The organism is Aliidiomarina sedimenti, from assembly GCF_003986955.1.
GTDB lineage: Bacteria > Pseudomonadota > Gammaproteobacteria > Enterobacterales > Alteromonadaceae > Aliidiomarina > Aliidiomarina sedimenti.
In genome coordinates, this window is the sequence record NZ_PIPN01000006.1 from 78,831 (window position 1) to 95,536 (window position 16,706).

Genomic DNA, 16,706 nt, shown 5'->3' on the forward strand with positions numbered 1-16,706 from the left:
TATGTTTACCGTATTCGCTTAAATTTAACGCGGATTATAGAGGTTTGAGCGCCCGGCAACAAATTAAAAAGGCAAATGACACTATTTATAAAACTAATAATAAGTGGTAAAAATAATCTGTCGTTATAGAAAGGTGGCCGATGAAACACATTCCGAGCGAAAATTTACGCGCATTTTTAAGCGTTTACGATCTGCAAAGCTACACCCTGGCGGGTGAGCGCATGGGCCGCTCGCAGCCGGCGATTAGTTTGCAAATAAAACGGCTTGAGCAAATGCTTAATACGAAGTTGCTGCAGCGCCAGGAGAACCGCATCCGGCTGACCGATGCCGGCGTCGAATTGTACCCGATGGCGCAGCAGTTGCTGAACCTAAATGACCAGATCATCGCGTTGCATAGCGAATCCAATCTGTCCGGTGAGGTTCGCCTGGGGATACCCAGTGAATTTGCCTCGACCTTGTTACCCAGTATTCTCGGTCAGTTTGCCAGCAGTTACCCGCAGGTGGCGCTGCAGGTGACCTCAGGGCTGAGCCGCGATTTGCGTCTCGGCGCCAGCCGCCGGCAGTTTGATATTATTCTGACCGTGGCCGAAAGCGCGCCGGACAATGCCATTCTGGTCAAAACCGATCAGTTAGTCTGGGTTGCAGGCAGTCCCGACTTTAAACCCTCACAGCCGTTGGCATTGGTGATGGCGCCGGAAGGGTGTGTCTATCGTCGCCGTGCGGAAAAAATGCTCAGCGGGCATGGCTATAGAATCAGCTACACCAACAGCGATCTGGCCGGTATTTCCAGTGCCTTGCGCAGCGGACTGGGGGTCACTGTACTAGCTCGCTCCAGCGTACCGGTCGAACTGCATGAAGTTAAACACCCTACACTGCCGGAGCTGGGCCAGATTAATATCTACCTTGAGCGCCATGGCCGCAGTGAAGACGCAGCCGAGCGCCTGCTGCGTTATATCGAAGAGGCGCTGCGCTGACGCGGCTTATTTGCTGGCTTACTTACTTGCCTGAGAAAGAAAAAACTGTTTTAACAGCGGCTGGCGGTTGACCAGGTTAAGGCCGCGTCCGCGAATAAAGCGCAGCAGCGGGTTGCTGCCACGGAACAGCTGATGGAAGCCTTCCATGACCGCAATATGCTGCAAAGCAGCGGCCTTGCGCGCGCGCTGATAGCCTCGCAGGGTGCGCATCAGTTCAGCTTCATCCCAGACCCCATTTAAGGTGCCTAACGCGGCCAGCCGTGCTTCCAGATCTCGCGCATCAGCCAGACCCAGATTAGCACCCTGCCCGGCAAGCGGGTGAATGGTATGGGCGGCATCACCAATCAGCACCTGACGCTGGTACAACCATTGTTCGGCATAGCGCATCTGCAACGGAAAGTTACGTCGCGGCCCTTCCACGGTCAACAAACCAAGGCAGTTATCACTGGCGGCGGTCAGGCGATGATTAAATACCTCTTCATCTTCCACCGACCATTGCTCTGCCTGCACGCTGGGCTGGCTCCAGACAATCGACAGCAAGTGGGGATCAGCCAGTGGCAACAGCGCCAAAGGGCCACCCGGCATAAAGGCCTGTCGGGCGATGCCCTGATGCGGTTTTTCACTGCGAATGGTGGCGACTAAACCCTGCTGTTCATAGTCTTTGAACACCATCGGCGTGTCTGCCTGGCTGCGTAAGGTGGATTGCGCCCCATCGGCGGCCACCAGCAACTGCGCCAGTACAATGTCGCCATTACTTAAGCTTAGTGTTACGTCCTGCTCACTGAACACCGGCGCCTCATGCTCGACCCCACTGAGTAGCTGCACGCCTGCGGCCTCAGCTTGCTGCCATAGCAGCGCTTCCAGTACCGCGTTTTCAACAATATGACCGAGCGTTGTGAAGCCGGCATCGCTGGCTGCAAATTCAATCTCAGCGCCATTGTCGCGATCCCAAACCTGCATGCCGGTGTACGGGCCAAGCCGTGCTTCCGGGAGCGCCTGCCACACGCCGATTTGTTCCAGCCAGTGGCGTGACCCTTCACTAATAGCACTCACCCGCAGTTGCTGGGTATCCGGGATCACGCCTTTGTCGGTCCGTTTTTCTACGACTACCACCTGACGACCACGCTTGGCCAGGCTTAATGCCAGGCTCAGGCCGATCATCCCGCCGCCAACCACCACTACCTGTGTACGATGCAATGCCATCTGTTCAGTCTCCTGTTAAAGAGCGATAGCCCATGGCAGCACGTGCCAATGGGTAAGCCAGGGGTTTGCAGCTGCGCAGGGCGAGCAGACCCATATTACGTGCTGCCCGCAATGGCGGGTAATGGTTGGAGAAGGTGCGTACCAGACCATCGGTTAAACCACCGATACGCTGGTAATCCTGTTGTCGCCTGCGCTCATAGGCAAGCAGGGTTTGGTGCGACCACCCCGGCTGCGCGGGATCATGGTCGGCGCTCAGTGCCTCAACCAGATCAAGCACGTCGCGAACGCCGAGGTTATAGCCCTGCCCGGCAATCGGGTGCAGCGTATGACAGGCATTGCCCAGTAACACTGTGCGATGATACACAGCGCGATCTGCCAGCAATAAATACAGTGGGTAACTCGCTCGGGTGTCGAGCCCTATACAGCGGCCGGCCCGATAACCAAATTCCTGCTGCAGAGCGCGCAAAAAGTCTTCGTCACTCAGTGCATTGTAATACTCTGCATCGCTGCCTGCGACGCACCAGACCAGAGCCATTCGCCGCGGACCACATGGCAATAAGGCAATCGGCCCGTGCTCGGTAAAGCGCTCATACGCCACGCCCTGATGGTCACGATCAAAGGTTACATTGGCAATCAGCGCGGTCTGCTGGTAATCGGTTTCACGACGCTGAATCGCAAGTTGATCGCGGATCATGGAGCGGCCGCCATCGGCAGCAATTAAAAGCTGGCTGTGCAGGGTTTGCTGACCAGCGTTCAGTACCACGTTGTCGCGCTGATGCTCGAACGCAGTCAAAGGCGTATTGTCCAGCCAGGTCAGGTTTGCTACCTGCTGGCAGGCATGACGAACATCCTGTTGCAGTGCCTGAGCGGGGACTACCTGACCAAGTGCGTCGAGATTGAAATCAGCAGCGTGCAAGGAGGAACTTCCGGCCGCACCACGTTCAGATACATGGATATGCTGAATCGCCTGCGCCAGACGCTGGGCTTGTCCGGCGGGTTCATTCGTTTCGTTCGCTTTCCCTTTCCCTTTAAGCGCTGCAACCGGGTTCCACAGCCCGGCCTGCTGCATTGCCATCACCGTGGTATGGGCTAACGCCAGTGTCCGCGGATCATTACTGCCAGGCGCACTGCCATCGAGTACCAGTATCGAGCGGTCCGGCATCGCTTTGGCCAGCAATAGCGCGGCTAAGCCGCCAACAACGCCGCCGCCACTTATGGTAATGTCCACAGAATTTGCGCTCATCTTTGCTTCTTCTTCGCTGTTCAGCCGTGCATGTACCCGGGCTTAGGTAAATGCACCGGGCGTCATCAAATCTTCAATTTCTTCCACGGTCACCGGCACCGAGGCGGTCAGGTTTTCACAGCCATCCTCGGTGACCAGGATGTCGTCCTCGATACGGATACCAAGCCCACGGTATTCAGGCGGACACTCGGTTGCACTATCGATATACAGACCCGGTTCAATGGTAAGCACCATCCCCGGCTCCAGGAGGCGTGGTTCGCCATCGATTTTATAGGCACCGACATCATGCACATCCAGTCCCAGCCAGTGGCCAAGGCCATGCATAAAATAAGGCCGGTAATGGATGCCTTTAATGTTCTCCGCCACGGAGCCTTTTAACACCCCGACATCAATCAGGCCTTCGCTCAGAATTTTGGCGGCCACTTTGTACAGTTGCGGCAGCGTCACCCCGGGTTTGATCTGAGCAATCGCCGCCTGTTGTGCTTTCAGCACCCAGTTATAGAGACGCTTTTGCGCTGGGCTAAAACGGCCATTGACCGGAAAGGTGCGGGTAATGTCACTGGCGTAGCCCTGATACTCGCAACCGGCGTCGATCAGGACTAAGTCGCCATTTTTGAGTTGGGACTCGTTTTCGGTGTAATGCAAAATGCAGGCATTGTCGCCACTACCGCAAATGGTGCCGTAGGCGGGCCCGGCGGTGCCGCGCATGGCAAATTCGTGGTGTATTTCGGCGGCCAGCTGGTATTCATAGCGGCCCACTTTGCACATCGACATCGCCCGGCGATGGGCGTCCGCCGCTATCTGCGCAGAGCGCCGCATTAAGTTTATTTCAGCTTTGGATTTAAATAAGCGCAGTTCGTGAATAGCAGGTGCCAGGTCGTGGATTTGGCTCGGGCAGCCGTGCTTGCGTGATTCACTAAGCTTGTCCAGCCAGCGCTGACGTTGCTGGCGTTCGTCATTATCAACCTGATAACACCAGGCCACTGCATCATGACTACCGAGCAGCGACAGTACCTTGCGGTTGAGTTCATTGAGCTCACGAACCTTGGTTATTCCGGACAGCTCAGCGGCCTTGTCACAGCCAAGCCGACGCCCATGCCAGATTTCCTGCTCGCTATCGCGTGGCAGCACAAACAGGAACTCGTCCAGCGGTTCGCCGCTGACCAGCACCAGCCAGCCATCCGGTTCGTTAAGACCGGTTAGATAGAAAAAATCGCTGCGCTGACGAAACGGGAATTCGGTATCATTGCTGCGGGTAACCAGGCGGCCACCACGGATTAACAGCACCGTACCTGGTGCATAACAGGCAGCCAGCGCCTGGCGGCGTTGCTTCAGTTCTTCCACTGCAATCGCGTCTTTCACCATCTACTCCTGAACTCGCTGTCGCATGACCTGTCGCTTGACAGTGTTTAGTGCAATGTGTCCGAGCCTGGCGCTTGCGGGTGACGCAAGCCGGCTAATTCGTTGAAGCACATAATGGCAGAAATCCGTACGTACTCAGTGACTTCGTAGTACGCACGCTCGCCTTCGTCATCCGGCTCGACATCGTCAGACAGACGTGCGATTTCGCTTAAATCCTGAATTGCCTCGCGTAAATCTTCCGAAGCCTCGGCCAAATTCTGCTGATTCACCCCAAACCCGACCAGAAACGACTGCACCCAGTCGGTTAAGGCCTTTAGTCGCTCAGCAAGTGGCTCTTCATCGCCTGGCAGCAATAACTGGAAGCTCATTTGCGGATCAGACAAGTCTTCACCCACCTGCTGGTGGACGTCGTTCAGCAGTGACTTCATGCCGACACTGAACGCCTGACCTTCATTCGCCAGGTCGATCATCAGACCGTGCCATTCACTTTGCTTAAGAGGCGCGCCACTGGCGACCAGCCCGCATAGCATGCCGTGGATTTCTGCGGCACATAGGAGCATATTTTCGCGCTCAAGATGTTGATTGAGCGCATCATATGCGCGTGCTATTGATTCTGACATATATTTTTTCCAAGCCATGTGAATGTCGCCCAAAAGAATTGCCATTATCCTAACACTGGCAGCAAGACGGAGCCAGAAAAGTGCCAGCGCGCTGACTTTCCCCCGCTTAAGAATGCTGCAACTGAGATAGGCTCCAGTTGCATAATGATAGCAGTACAGCTATGCTCCGCCCTATAGAATCAAGAGGAAATTCGTAGATGAGCGGTCACGCAATGGACATCAGATTACTCGATAGAAATTATCGGGTTATGTGCCCGGATGGTCAGGAAAGCGCGCTTCGCGAAGCCGCTCGCCAACTTGACCAGCGCCTGAATGAAACTAAGAGCGCCACCAAGCTGACCAATGTTGAGCAGATAGCGGTCATGACCGCGCTTAATATATGCCATGAATGGATAGAAGATAAAACTCAGCAGTCAAAGCATACAGCTGCGCTGGAGGACAAGGTTCGCCTGCTCCAGGCAACGATTGAGAAAGCCATGGGTGAACAAGCATCCAGCCAGGACGGCGACGAGTACAACTAAGTAGACCAGAATTATGCTCCCTGGGGTGTTAGCCAGTTGGTGAATGTCCCTGAGCCGATGTTTTCAGTTAAGGGTCCTGCTTGGTGGTCAGTGCGCAAGCCCGGCATGTACCGGGAAGCCTGCGACCATTCAATTCAGCACCCGCCTTGAGCCAGTGGGTTCAAGGGCTACCACGCAGCAGCGGCACCTTGGGGAGCACCCTTCTACTCAGTTTCCGGGTCGGTTTCAGGATCAAAAGTTTCCGGGTCCGCCACCCCTAAATCAAAAATAAACTGATACCGGTCTTCCGGTGACAGCAACAACACATAGCGACTTGTACCAGCGGATTTATCACGCCCGCTTGCCCGGTATTGAAGGCGCAGACGCTCTTTCGACAATGCCGGCGCCAGCGCTGCATTATGGCAAGGCTCGACACCATCAATTCGGTCCAGTTCAATCCGCCAGCGAAAGGGCCCGGCGCGCACCCGCAATTCATCCCCAATGATATGGTATCGGGTCGACATCAGGATCCACATCGGTAACACCGCCGCCAGCAGTAGCAATACCAGCGCCAGCAATGCCCAACCGCTGATAGCCAACAATGAACTTGCCAACAGCACGAATAACGCCAGCGTGACCACCAGCAGCATCAGCCAGCTATCCACTTTTGAATTATGGATCTTATCCATTGCCTGATTCCTCTTTAGCTTCCGCTACGATAGCGCGGACGTCGTCCAGCAGTTCACTGGCGTCGTACAAAATTCCGTCACGAATGGTATATTTTATGCCGCTGGTCCGCGTTGGCTGATTATTTTCATCCAGCTGATAGTGGCCGGTGCCATACAAGACTTTAAAGTTGCGCAACGGATTCTCTTCTACAATCACCAGATCCGCTTTTTTACCTGCAATCACACTGCCAATTTCGTGGTCCAGGCCAAGCGCTTCGGCGCCGTGCAAGGTCGCCGCCTGAATCACTTCCAGCGCATTAAAGCCAGCCTCGCGTAACAGCTCCATTTCCTGAATATAGCCGAAGCCATAAATTTTATAGATATAGCCCGCGTCCGACCCCAGCGTTATCCGTCCACCGTGGTTTTTATAGTCATTCAGAAAGCGCATCCACAGACGGTAGTTCTCGCGCCAGGCGACCTCGTCATCGGTAGTCCAGTCAAACCAATAGGAGCCGTGGGCATAGCGACTTGGGGTAAAGAAGTCCCATAACGTGGGCAAGGTGTATTCATCGTGCCACACCGCGGTGCGCTGCCGTTCAAGGTCACGACTGGCTTCATAAATGGTCAGCGTGGGGTTGATGGTAAAGTCGAGTTCGATCAGTTCGTCACGCACCTGATTCCAGCGCTCTGACCCTGGTTCTGCCGCCTGCTGCCAGAGACGTCCGGCTTCGCCAAAGCGATCCTGTTCATTCTGGTAGTTGTAGTCCGGTGAATAGTCCTGAATACGCTGACCGGTAAACAGCGCTTCCGGCAGCCCGTACCAATGCTCCATACTATCCAGGCCCATACGCGCTGAATCCAGCACATTGGTCCGCACTACATTAAGCTGGGCGTGGTGCATCATGGTGCCCAGCTCTTGCTGTTCTGCTTCATCCAGTGCCGCCGCAATAACCCGTGGCGGTGCACCAAAGAATTTAATCCCCGAGGCGCCTTCGCTTTTAATATGGCGCACCCAGTCACGAGCCTGCTCTGCAGTGATAATAGGTTCGACACTGCCCTGGCCAAAGCCAACGTACGGAATAATGCGCGGTGCCGCGATCTCTCCCCGCTCGGCGCGCTGTGCATGCTCCAACGTCCAGTCTAAGCCGTTAAAACTACCGGGTTCGCGAACCGTGGTAATACCATGCGCAAGCCATAGTTTGAGCACATAGTCAGCCGGGATATTTTCCGCCGAGCCGCCCATGTGTGCATGCATGTCGATAAACCCCGGTAATATGTAATGCCCGCTGACGTCGACTTCGACATCATCAGGGCCAGCCTCAGGGCGGCCTTCGTTGCGAATTGGTACACCGGGGTAGCCGACCACGGCCACCTCAACAATGCGATCCTGCTCGATAACGATATCAACCGGCCCTACAGCTGGCGCGCCTTCGCCATTGATCAGGGTGCCACCACGCAGGATCATTCGCTGATACGGGCCCTCACCATTGCTGCGCTCAGTGGCACTCGGCGGCGCTGCCGATGCAGCCCAACTAACGGCTAAAATACTGCAAACAACAATCAGGGTGGAAAGACGGCGGGTTAACATGGCATTGTCCTGTTATTCGATTTATCCTGCGAGTGTCGCAAGGGTCGAAAGGACAGTCAATGGCGGAGCACAGGCAAGCCGGTATGCAAACGCAGAAAACAACCTCCTCAGAGCAGGCTCGCAGTTCGTTGCGCGAACGCCTGATTAGCCAGCGCAATGCATTGAATGCAGCGCAGCAGCAAGACGCCGCCAGCGCCTTAACCAGGCAGGCGCTTGCGCTACCCGAATTGCAGCAAGCCCGGCGCATCGGCCTCTACCATAGTGTCGGGGGCGAACTGAATACCGCGCCGTTAATTGACTCCCTGCTGGAGCAGGGCAAGCAGTTGGCGCTGCCGGTTTTACATCCGTTCAACCCGGGCCACCTGCTGATGCTCGACTACAGCAAAACAACGCCTATGCGCCCCAACCGCTTTGCTATCCCGGAACCGGTGCTGAGCTGCCAGGCTGTGGTGCCATTAGCGCAGATAGACTGCCTGCTGATCCCTTTGGTTGGTTTTGACCCCCATGGCAACCGGCTCGGAATGGGCGGTGGCTTTTACGACCGCACCCTGGCCCCCTGGCTGGATGGCAAGCTACCCGGCTTAACCGTGTTCGGACTGGCCCACGATTGTCAGCAGGTCGAGCAATTGCCGGTAGCAAGCTGGGATGTCCCGATTAACGGCGTGATCACCCCGGGTCGCATCTGGCGCTTTTAAGCCGAGGTGATCCAGTGCCGGCCTGAAGTTGGCGAAGCTGCCGGGGCCACGTATACTAGACAGCATCCAGCGCTCACCAAAAGAAGAAGTCAATCATGTCTGATCACGCTAAAAAAATGGCCGCGGAAGCGGCACTCGAGTACATCAAACCCGGCACTGTTGTCGGTGTTGGAACCGGATCCACGGTCAACTATTTCATCGACGCCTTAGCCAGCATGAAGCATGACATCGACGGTGCGGTGTCGAGCTCCAAAGCGTCAACCGAACGCTTAAAACAACATGGTATTGCAGTCTTTGACCTGAATGGGGTCAGCGAACTGCCCGTTTACGTTGACGGTGCGGATGAAATTAACCGTCACCGGCAAATGATCAAGGGCGGCGGCGGCGCACTGACCCGCGAGAAAATTATTGCTGCGGTGGCCGACCGTTTTATCTGCATTGCCGATAAAAGCAAGCTGGTGACTGCACTCGGTGACTTTCCATTGCCGGTTGAAGTGATTCCGATGGCACGTTCTTATGTCGCCAGACAACTGGTGAAGCTTGGTGGCGACCCGGTGTTACGTGAGGATTTTGTCACCGATAACGGCAACGTCATTCTCGACGTTTATAACCTAAATATCGGACGCCCTATTGAGCTTGAGGAAAAGCTCAATCAAATTACAGGGGTTGTAACCAATGGGCTGTTTGCTGCACGCGGTGCTGATATCGCACTGCTCAGCGATGGCCAAACCCTGACTACACTGGATTAAGGACATAGCCTGATGGCGCCGACCGTTTCACTGGATAAAAGCCGCATTCGTATCGTACTACTTGAAGGGGTCCACCAAAGCGCCATTGACTGTCTCAAGCGCCAGGGCTATCACAATATCGACTGTTACCCGACTGCCCTGTCGGGCGACGAGCTTGACCAGGCACTGGCCAACGCCCACTTTGTTGGTATCCGTTCACGTACTCAGCTCAGTGCAGAGGTGTTGGCCAAAGCCACGAAACTGGCGGCCATTGGCTGCTTTTGCATTGGTACCAACCAGGTCGACACCGACGCAGCGAAACGACTTGGCATTCCGGTCTTTAACGCGCCGTTTTCGAATACCCGCAGCGTGGCTGAGCTGGTTCTGGCCAATATCATTATGCTGCTGCGCCGGATTCCGGAAAAAAATGCCGCCTGCCACCGTGGTGAATGGCCAAAAACCGCCAGTGGCGCGCATGAAGTTCGCGGCAAAGTACTGGGTATTATTGGCTACGGTCATATTGGTACCCAGCTGGGGATTCTTGCCGAACAACTGGGCATGCAGGTGCTGTACTACGATATTGAGGAAAAGCTCTCGCTCGGTAATGCACAGCAAATCAATGCGCTGACGAGCTTACTTGAACAAAGTGATGTGGTGAGTCTGCATGTACCGGAAACCCGCGAAACGCAACAGATGATCGGCGCCAGTGAACTGGCCTATATGAAACCCGGCAGTAAACTTATTAATGCGTCGCGCGGCACCGTGGTCAATATCGACGCCCTGGTCGATGCGCTGCAAAGCGGACACCTTAGTGGCGCTGCCCTCGACGTGTTCCCGGTTGAGCCTAAAGCCACCGACGACGAGTTTGTCTCGCCACTGCGAGCCTTTGATAATGTGATTCTGACTCCCCATGTCGGCGGTTCAACCCAGGAAGCGCAGGAGAATATCGGCGTCGAAGTTGCCGGTAAGCTGACCAAGTACTCGGATAACGGCTCGACTTTATCCGCGGTGAACTTCCCCGAGGTGTCGCTGCCGTTGCATGCCGATGCCAGCCGTTTGCTGCACATTCATAAAAACCAGCCCGGGGTGTTGCGCGAAGTAAACCAGACCTTTGCCGACTTAAATATCAACATCGCTGCGCAGTACCTGCAAACCGACAGCGAGATTGGTTATGTAGTGGTCGATATTGACAGCGACCAGGCAGACGCCGTGCTGGAAAAACTTAAGAACATCGAGGGCACTATTCGGGCGCGGGTACTGCACTAACCGTTGTCCGAAACGAAACATTACCCAAACCATTGCCGACGTTAAGTTGCGCTGCCTTTTGCCTGCACTATCAATTCAGCAGGTATAACAAAGCTGAAGCGGCTGCCCTGGCCGACCTTGCTGTCAATTTGCAGTCGTGAACGGTGATGTTCAAGGGCATGTTTCACAATGGACAAGCCAAGTCCGGTGCCGCCGGTGGCACTGTTGCGGTCCGCGTCAATGCGGTAAAAACGTTCTGTTAAACGGCTTAGATGTTCAGAGCCGATGCCCGGCCCGGTATCGCTGATAGAAAACGCCGCCGCTAAATGGCGGCGCTGCCAGCTCAGGTTAATAGTGCCGCCTGCCGGGCTGTATTTAATTGCATTGGTTAATAAGTTCATCACCACAGCACGCAATTTATCAGCACTGCCATACACATTCAGGTGATCGTCCAGGCTCACTTCAATGCGGTGCTGCTTTTCGCTATTCAGTAACGAGACATCATGCACACAACTGCGGATCAGGGCGGCCATGTCGACTTCTTCAGTAAAACTGTCAGGGCCGCTGGACTCAATACGCGACAGCTCGAGTAGCTGATTCACCATATTCTGCATCCGTGCCGTCTGCGCAGTCATGTCATGAATCGCTTTGTGCAGCTGTTTGGCTGGCAGCAGATCCGGCTCATCCAGCATTTCCAGATACCCCTGCATCACCGTCAGCGGTGTTTTCAGCTCATGCGAGACGTTGGCGACGAAGTCTTTGCGCATCCGCTCAAGTTTGGTCAGCTGCGTTACATCCCGGGCTATCAGCAGAAATTGGTTGTCAGCATAAGGCATAACCCGTACTTCCACTTCCATACTCGCATGTGCCGGTGAATGCATGGTTACCGCCTGGCTAAAATCGCCGTTTTTAAAGAATTTAACGAAGCGCGGATGACGGATCAGGTTGGTGATACGGATGCCATTGTCACCCGGCCACTGCAGTCCGAAATACAACTGAGCCAACTTGTTGGCCCAGGTCACGGTGCCGTCTTCTTTTAGCACCACCGCTGCATCCGGCATCGCTTCAGAGGCCTGACGAAAACGCTTGATCAGTGTACTCAGTGAACGTTGCCGTACCTGGTTGCGGCGCAGGGTGCGGTAGATACCGTCAAAGATATCGGTCCACACCCCTTTGCCCATTGGCGGTAACAGGGTTCGGCTGTCCCACAGCCAGCCGGTCAGGCGGTTAATATAGTAATAGTGCCAGCAGAGCTTAAGCAGCAATGCCAGCGCCAGTGCCGGCCAGACAACATCGAGGTACCAGCCGACCAGCACAAACGGCAGCAGATAAACCAGCAAACCACGGAGAATAGCGCTTAAGGTATAATTACGTCCCATTTAACGCGCCGAAAACCGATAACCAACACCACGCACTGTCTGGACCAGGCGATCATGACCCGCCCCTTCGATGGCTTTGCGAAGCCGTCTGATGTGTACATCCACGGTACGGTCTTCAACAAAGACATTGGTGCCCCATACGTGATCAAGCAGCTGTTCACGGGAATAGACTCGGTCCTGATGGGTCATAAAGAAGTGCAACAAACGGAACTCGGTGGGGCCCATATCAATCGCGCCATCATTGGCACTGACACGGTGCGACACCGGGTCCAGTTTAAGCCCTTCGATTTCGAGTGGTTCATCGAGGCTGGTCGGAGACACCCGGCGAAATACGGCCCGCATCCGCGCCATCAGTTCCTTGGGTGAGAAAGGCTTGGTGATGTAATCATCGGCTCCCACTTCAAGCCCTTTCACTTTATCCTCTTCTTCACTGCGCGCGGTGAGCATGATAATCGGGATGTGTCGGGTGTGATCCTGGCTCTTCAGGGTTTTTGCCAGTTGAATACCGCTCCCACCGGGCAACATCCAGTCAAGCAGCACCATATCCGGATAGGGCTCGACCACTGCATCCAGTGCTTTGTCATAGTCCCCTGCCTCAACCGGCTGATAACCATGCTGTTCCATAACGAATGCCAACATCTCCCGAATCGGAGCTTCGTCTTCTACGATCAGAATCTTGCGCGCCATGCCTAATCCTCTCTTTTGGTTAATGCAGGCATTATGGGAGTATTGTATGACACTTTTATGACCACAGCGCAATTGCGTCATCATTTGGTAAAAAACCGTTGCGCCATGAGTTGTTAAACGCTTGTGTCATCAATTGTTAAAAAAATTAGTTGCGCCCCTTGGTCAGCTTGGTAGAGTAAACCTGCATCGACCATAAGAAGAACTTTAATCAGGTAGCCAGGGTTTAGGGCATGACAATAGATGTTTTCACGGCAGGGTTGGCCAAGTGATGCAGAATCAGCAAATTTCCCGGTCACTGCTTACTCGTGTCCTGTCGGTATATTTTTTACTCACCTTCATGATTACCTGCGTGCACATCGCAGGCGAGTACTTTAATACCAAACGTTACCTTGTCGCAGAGCTGGAAAACCAGCAGCACACCTTTGCTGGCAGCCTGACCCGTGCCTTATGGGAATTCAATTCCCCACAAATCAATGCCATCGCCGAAGGTTTAATTAATATCCCCTCGATTGGCGGCGTTATTATCCGCGACGACGAAGGCAGTATTCTGGTTCAGTCAGGCACCACCTTCGAGCCTGCCCAGTTACCCGGCGATCAGAATGAAGCGGTTAACCTGACCGAACAAAATGGTGTATTTGGCCATTTCAGCCCGCTTATTTTTGAGTTCTCCGGGCAATCAACCCGGGTCGGCGATGTGGCCATTTTTTCCAACCGCAATGTTGCCATTGACCGGCTCAAAGTGAGTCTGGCGTTCCTCATCGGCAATGCCATTATCAAAAGCACCCTGCTTATTCTGATTTTCTCGCTCGCGTTCAGCCGCCTGCTCAGCCGCCCTTTCCAGCAGTTAAGCAAGCAAATTGAAACCTTTCATATCGATGATCTGGATAACTCGCGTATTCACCTCAAAGACCAGCACAACAACGAGTTCACCCAGGTGGAAGACGCCTACAACCGGCTTATCGATAACCTGCAAAGCCACCAGGCCGACCTCCACCTGACTGAACAAAAGCTGCGCCACGCCAATCAGCAACTGGACGCACAGAACAACCTGCTGGAACAGGAGGTTGCGCGTAAAACGTCTCGCCTTAGCCATCTGATGATGGACCTGGAAAACCGACGCCACGAACTGGAGCAACGCCAGTACAAGCTGGAGCAGGAAATTCGCCAGCGGAAGCTGACCGAAAGTACCCTAAAACGAACCAACCAGCGACTCAAAGAATCACTCGAAACCCTGCAACGGGCGCAAAGCCAGTTGGTTGAATCAGAGAAGATGGCCTCGCTTGGGGGCCTGGTTGCTGGTATTGCACATGATATTAATACGCCGATCGGGATTGGTGTAACCGCCAGTTCGTTCCTTGCTGACCGTCTCGAGCAGCTCGCCATTGCGCTCGATGATAAAAGTCTGACCCAAAGTCAGTTAGGTCACTTCATCGCCGACGGCCGTGAAAGTGTGCAATTACTGGATAGTAACCTGAACCGGGCGAAAGACCTGATTGAAAGCTTTAAACAGGTGGCCGTGGACCAGACCTCGGACGCCATGCGAGAGATCGGCATATGCGAGTACGTAGACGGCGTGGTTCAGTCGTTGCGACCGAAATTAAAGCACACCCGCCATGAGGTCAAAGTTGAATGCGAAACCGACGTGCGTATTCGCTGCCTGGCCGGTTCGCTGGCACAGATTCTGACCAATATGATCCTGAATTCGTTATTGCATGCGTTTGATGGCATCGACGAAGGCGTGATCCGCATCCGCCTGCGGGTCCACAACGACACCCTCAATTGCACCTTTCAGGACAACGGCAACGGCATGACTCAGGATAACCTTGACCACCTGTTCGACCCGTTTTTCACCACCAGACCCAATGACGGCGGCAGCGGTCTTGGCACCCATATTATCCGTAACCTTGTGTGCCAGACACTGCACGGTGACATCACCGCTCATAGCGCTCCCGGCAAAGGTTTACGTTATGATTTCCATTTTCCCGTTGAAGTGCTCGATCACTAGGCTACAATGCCTGCTCGCCCCAACCTAACCCTTGTTTCCGGAGTAACCCCATGTGGTTTAAAAACCTGCGCGTGTACCAGTTTACCCAACCTTTTGCCGTCCCCGCTGATTTTGACAGCAGCCTTGCTGAGTACCTTTATCAGCCGTGCCAGCGCCATCAACTGGCCAGCTTTGGCTTTGTCTCCCCATTCGGCGAGCAGAGTGAAGTGTTGCATCACGCCATCGGCGATAATATTTTGTTGTGTGCGCGCAAAGAAGAAAAAGTGCTGCCAGCCAGTGCGATTAATGCGGAGCTGGATGAAAAGGCCCGCTCCTATGCCGAGGAATACGCCCGGCCTATGCCAAAGAAAGAACGCAGCGCATTGAAAGAAGACATCGTCCACCAGATGCTGCCGCAGGCGTTTAGCCGTTTCAGTACCCAATGGGCATACCTTGATGTGAAAGGACAGCGGCTCTTTGTGGATGCCTCCTCAAGCAACAAAGCCGAAGACTTTAGCGCGCTGCTGCGCGGTGCCATTGGCTCGTTACCGGTCAAACCCTGGGGTGCTGAGCAGGCTGCCGAGACCTTTTTCACCACCTGGCTGGAACAGCAAAGTGCCCCTGCCCCGTTCGAACTGGGCGGTGATGCTGAACTGAAAGGCAGCGGCGATGAACCTGCTGTGGTGCGGCTGAAAAAGCAGGAACTGGCCAGTGAAGAAATTCAAAGTCATTTGCAACACGGCAAAGTGGCGACCAAGCTTGGCCTGATATGGGACGAGCACATGAATTTCGTTCTCGAAGATGACTTTGCTATTAAGCGTTTGCAGTTCAGTGATGTGGTCAAAGAGAAAAACGACGACATGGCGGGCGCTGATAAAGCAGACCAGCTGGATGCAGACTTCAGTCTGATGGCACTGGAATGCAATGCCTTACTGGATGCCCTTGACCAAGCTTTGACGGAAAGTTAACGCAGCAGCGTCCTGCTAGTCGCGTAAGGCACTTAGAATGCTTTGGTAGTCAGCCTGCACCGCAGGCTGCTGCCAGACACCCGGACGGGTGATACAGCCACTGCTGGCATACATTTTAAGCAACTCTTTTTCATCCGTAACCTTGATCTGCCCGGTCAAAACTCCGGCCAGCTGCATAAAACTCAGATACGACGGCTGTAAGCTGCCGATCCCTTCACGCCATTGCTTGTGTAAACGAATAATATCGGTGCTGAATTGCCAGCTGGTTAACACTTTAGTTCCCAGAGGCACTGCCAGGACCTGTTTCGCCGCATAATAATCCTCAATATCACTCAGCTGGTCCTGTTCAACCACACTGAGCAGCGGCAACACGCCAATCCGGCTGCAGCTGCAGGCCAGAGCAAGTGTATGACTATGCAAATCCATTTCGCCCGGATAATGATTGAGTAAGGTGACCGCGGCAGCGGTCAGATCCAGGCTTTGTCGCCACGCCTCACGCAGTTCGTCCTTGACCATCGCATCCTGCGCTTCATACAACCCTTCCAGCGCCATCGCCAATGCGACATTACGGATTTGCCAGAACCCCAGCCGCATAACGGCTTGCGGCAGATTTTCTGCTTTTACCGGGCGCCCCAGCCAGGCACTGTTTGCGATCCGCACCAGACGCGCACTTAAGGCCGGATCGCGTGCAATGATCGCTGACAGTTTGGGTAATGTCATCATGGGATCGGCGACCGCCTGCTGCACCTGAATCGCGATTTCGGGCAAGCCTGGCAGCTTAATGCTGTCATCCTCTAACTGCTGACTAACCTGGTTCAATAAATCCGTATAAGTATGCATAGCTACCATGTGTATTCTGGAC

16 protein-coding genes and 1 other RNA gene are annotated in these 16,706 nt (G+C 54.4%); 8 read left to right on the forward strand and 9 right to left on the reverse strand.

Annotation, left to right across the window (positions count from 1 at the left end; translation table 11 throughout):
- Nucleotides 1-140 precede the first annotated feature (140 nt).
- Nucleotides 141-974, forward strand: a complete 834-nt coding sequence (locus CWE12_RS12545) for a LysR family transcriptional regulator (protein WP_126790057.1) — start codon at nt 141-143, stop codon at nt 972-974.
- Nucleotides 975-992: 18 nt separating this feature from the next.
- Here CWE12_RS12545 and CWE12_RS12550 read toward each other — a convergent pair whose 3' ends face one another.
- From CWE12_RS12550 to CWE12_RS12565, 4 genes are read right to left on the reverse strand one after another with little or no spacing between them, the layout of a single operon-like run.
- Nucleotides 993-2,177 (reverse strand): FAD-dependent oxidoreductase, encoded by a 1,185-nt coding sequence (locus CWE12_RS12550; protein WP_126790058.1) that lies wholly within the window; start codon nt 2,175-2,177, stop codon nt 993-995.
- Nucleotides 2,178-2,181: 4 nt separating this feature from the next.
- Nucleotides 2,182-3,420 carry an FAD-dependent monooxygenase gene (locus CWE12_RS12555; RefSeq protein WP_126790059.1) on the reverse strand — a complete coding sequence of 413 codons (1,239 nt, stop codon included), beginning with the start codon at nt 3,418-3,420 and terminating at the stop codon, nt 2,182-2,184.
- Between the two features lie 42 nt (nt 3,421-3,462).
- Nucleotides 3,463-4,785: a Xaa-Pro aminopeptidase gene (pepP, locus tag CWE12_RS12560; protein ID WP_198675757.1), complete on the reverse strand. Its 1,323-nt coding sequence runs from the start codon at nt 4,783-4,785 to the stop codon at nt 3,463-3,465.
- A gap of 44 nt (nt 4,786-4,829) precedes the next feature.
- A complete protein-coding gene (locus CWE12_RS12565; protein WP_126790060.1) occupies nt 4,830-5,402 on the reverse strand; it encodes a UPF0149 family protein in 573 nt (190 codons plus the stop codon).
- A 197-nt stretch (nt 5,403-5,599) separates the two neighbouring features.
- Between CWE12_RS12565 and zapA the strand changes: the two genes are divergently transcribed.
- Both zapA and ssrS read left to right on the forward strand, forming a co-directional pair.
- Nucleotides 5,600-5,923, forward strand: a complete 324-nt coding sequence (zapA, locus tag CWE12_RS12570) for a cell division protein ZapA (protein ID WP_126790061.1) — start codon at nt 5,600-5,602, stop codon at nt 5,921-5,923.
- Between the two features lie 14 nt (nt 5,924-5,937).
- Nucleotides 5,938-6,122, forward strand: a non-coding RNA gene (ssrS, locus tag CWE12_RS12575) — 6S RNA.
- Nucleotides 6,123-6,126: 4 nt separating this feature from the next.
- On the opposite strand, the gene CWE12_RS12580 is transcribed toward ssrS, so the two are convergent.
- Entirely contained in the window at nt 6,127-6,591 is a 465-nt protein-coding gene (locus tag CWE12_RS12580) for a PH domain-containing protein (protein WP_126790062.1), read from the reverse strand.
- Nucleotides 6,584-8,158: an amidohydrolase family protein gene (locus CWE12_RS12585; RefSeq protein ID WP_126790063.1), complete on the reverse strand. Its 1,575-nt coding sequence runs from the start codon at nt 8,156-8,158 to the stop codon at nt 6,584-6,586. The genes CWE12_RS12580 and CWE12_RS12585 overlap by 8 nt, the downstream gene beginning before the upstream one ends.
- An 83-nt stretch (nt 8,159-8,241) precedes the next feature.
- Here CWE12_RS12585 and CWE12_RS12590 point away from each other — a divergent pair, with 83 nt between their 5' ends.
- The 3 genes from CWE12_RS12590 to serA all read left to right on the forward strand — a co-directional run bounded on the left by CWE12_RS12590 (nt 8,242) and on the right by serA (nt 10,847).
- Nucleotides 8,242-8,853 (forward strand): 5-formyltetrahydrofolate cyclo-ligase, encoded by a 612-nt coding sequence (locus tag CWE12_RS12590; protein ID WP_126790064.1) that lies wholly within the window; start codon nt 8,242-8,244, stop codon nt 8,851-8,853.
- Between the two features lie 95 nt (nt 8,854-8,948).
- Nucleotides 8,949-9,602, forward strand: a complete 654-nt coding sequence (rpiA, locus tag CWE12_RS12595) for a ribose-5-phosphate isomerase RpiA (protein ID WP_126790065.1) — start codon at nt 8,949-8,951, stop codon at nt 9,600-9,602.
- A gap of 12 nt (nt 9,603-9,614) precedes the next feature.
- Nucleotides 9,615-10,847, forward strand: a complete 1,233-nt coding sequence (gene serA / locus CWE12_RS12600; RefSeq protein ID WP_126790066.1) for a phosphoglycerate dehydrogenase — start codon at nt 9,615-9,617, stop codon at nt 10,845-10,847.
- 41 nt (nt 10,848-10,888) lie between these two features.
- Here serA and phoR read toward each other — a convergent pair whose 3' ends face one another.
- On the reverse strand, nt 10,889-12,205 hold the full coding sequence (phoR, locus tag CWE12_RS12605) for a phosphate regulon sensor histidine kinase PhoR (RefSeq protein ID WP_126790067.1): 1,317 nt from the start codon (nt 12,203-12,205) through the stop codon (nt 10,889-10,891).
- Nucleotides 12,206-12,892 carry a phosphate regulon transcriptional regulator PhoB gene (gene phoB, locus CWE12_RS12610; RefSeq protein WP_126790068.1) on the reverse strand — a complete coding sequence of 229 codons (687 nt, stop codon included), beginning with the start codon at nt 12,890-12,892 and terminating at the stop codon, nt 12,206-12,208. It abuts the gene before it with no gap.
- Nucleotides 12,893-13,160: 268 nt separating this feature from the next.
- Here phoB and CWE12_RS12615 point away from each other — a divergent pair, with 268 nt between their 5' ends.
- Both CWE12_RS12615 and rdgC read left to right on the forward strand, forming a co-directional pair.
- Nucleotides 13,161-14,897, forward strand: a complete 1,737-nt coding sequence (locus CWE12_RS12615) for a sensor histidine kinase (RefSeq protein ID WP_126790069.1) — start codon at nt 13,161-13,163, stop codon at nt 14,895-14,897.
- A 50-nt stretch (nt 14,898-14,947) separates the two neighbouring features.
- A complete protein-coding gene (rdgC, locus tag CWE12_RS12620) occupies nt 14,948-15,844 on the forward strand; it encodes a recombination-associated protein RdgC (RefSeq protein ID WP_126790070.1) in 897 nt (298 codons plus the stop codon).
- A 15-nt stretch (nt 15,845-15,859) separates the two neighbouring features.
- On the opposite strand, the gene CWE12_RS12625 is transcribed toward rdgC, so the two are convergent.
- The gene (locus CWE12_RS12625) at nt 15,860-16,684 is read right to left on the reverse strand and encodes an HDOD domain-containing protein (RefSeq protein WP_157981976.1); all 825 of its coding nucleotides are present in this window, start codon (nt 16,682-16,684) and stop codon (nt 15,860-15,862) included.
- Nucleotides 16,685-16,706: the final 22 nt, after the last annotated feature.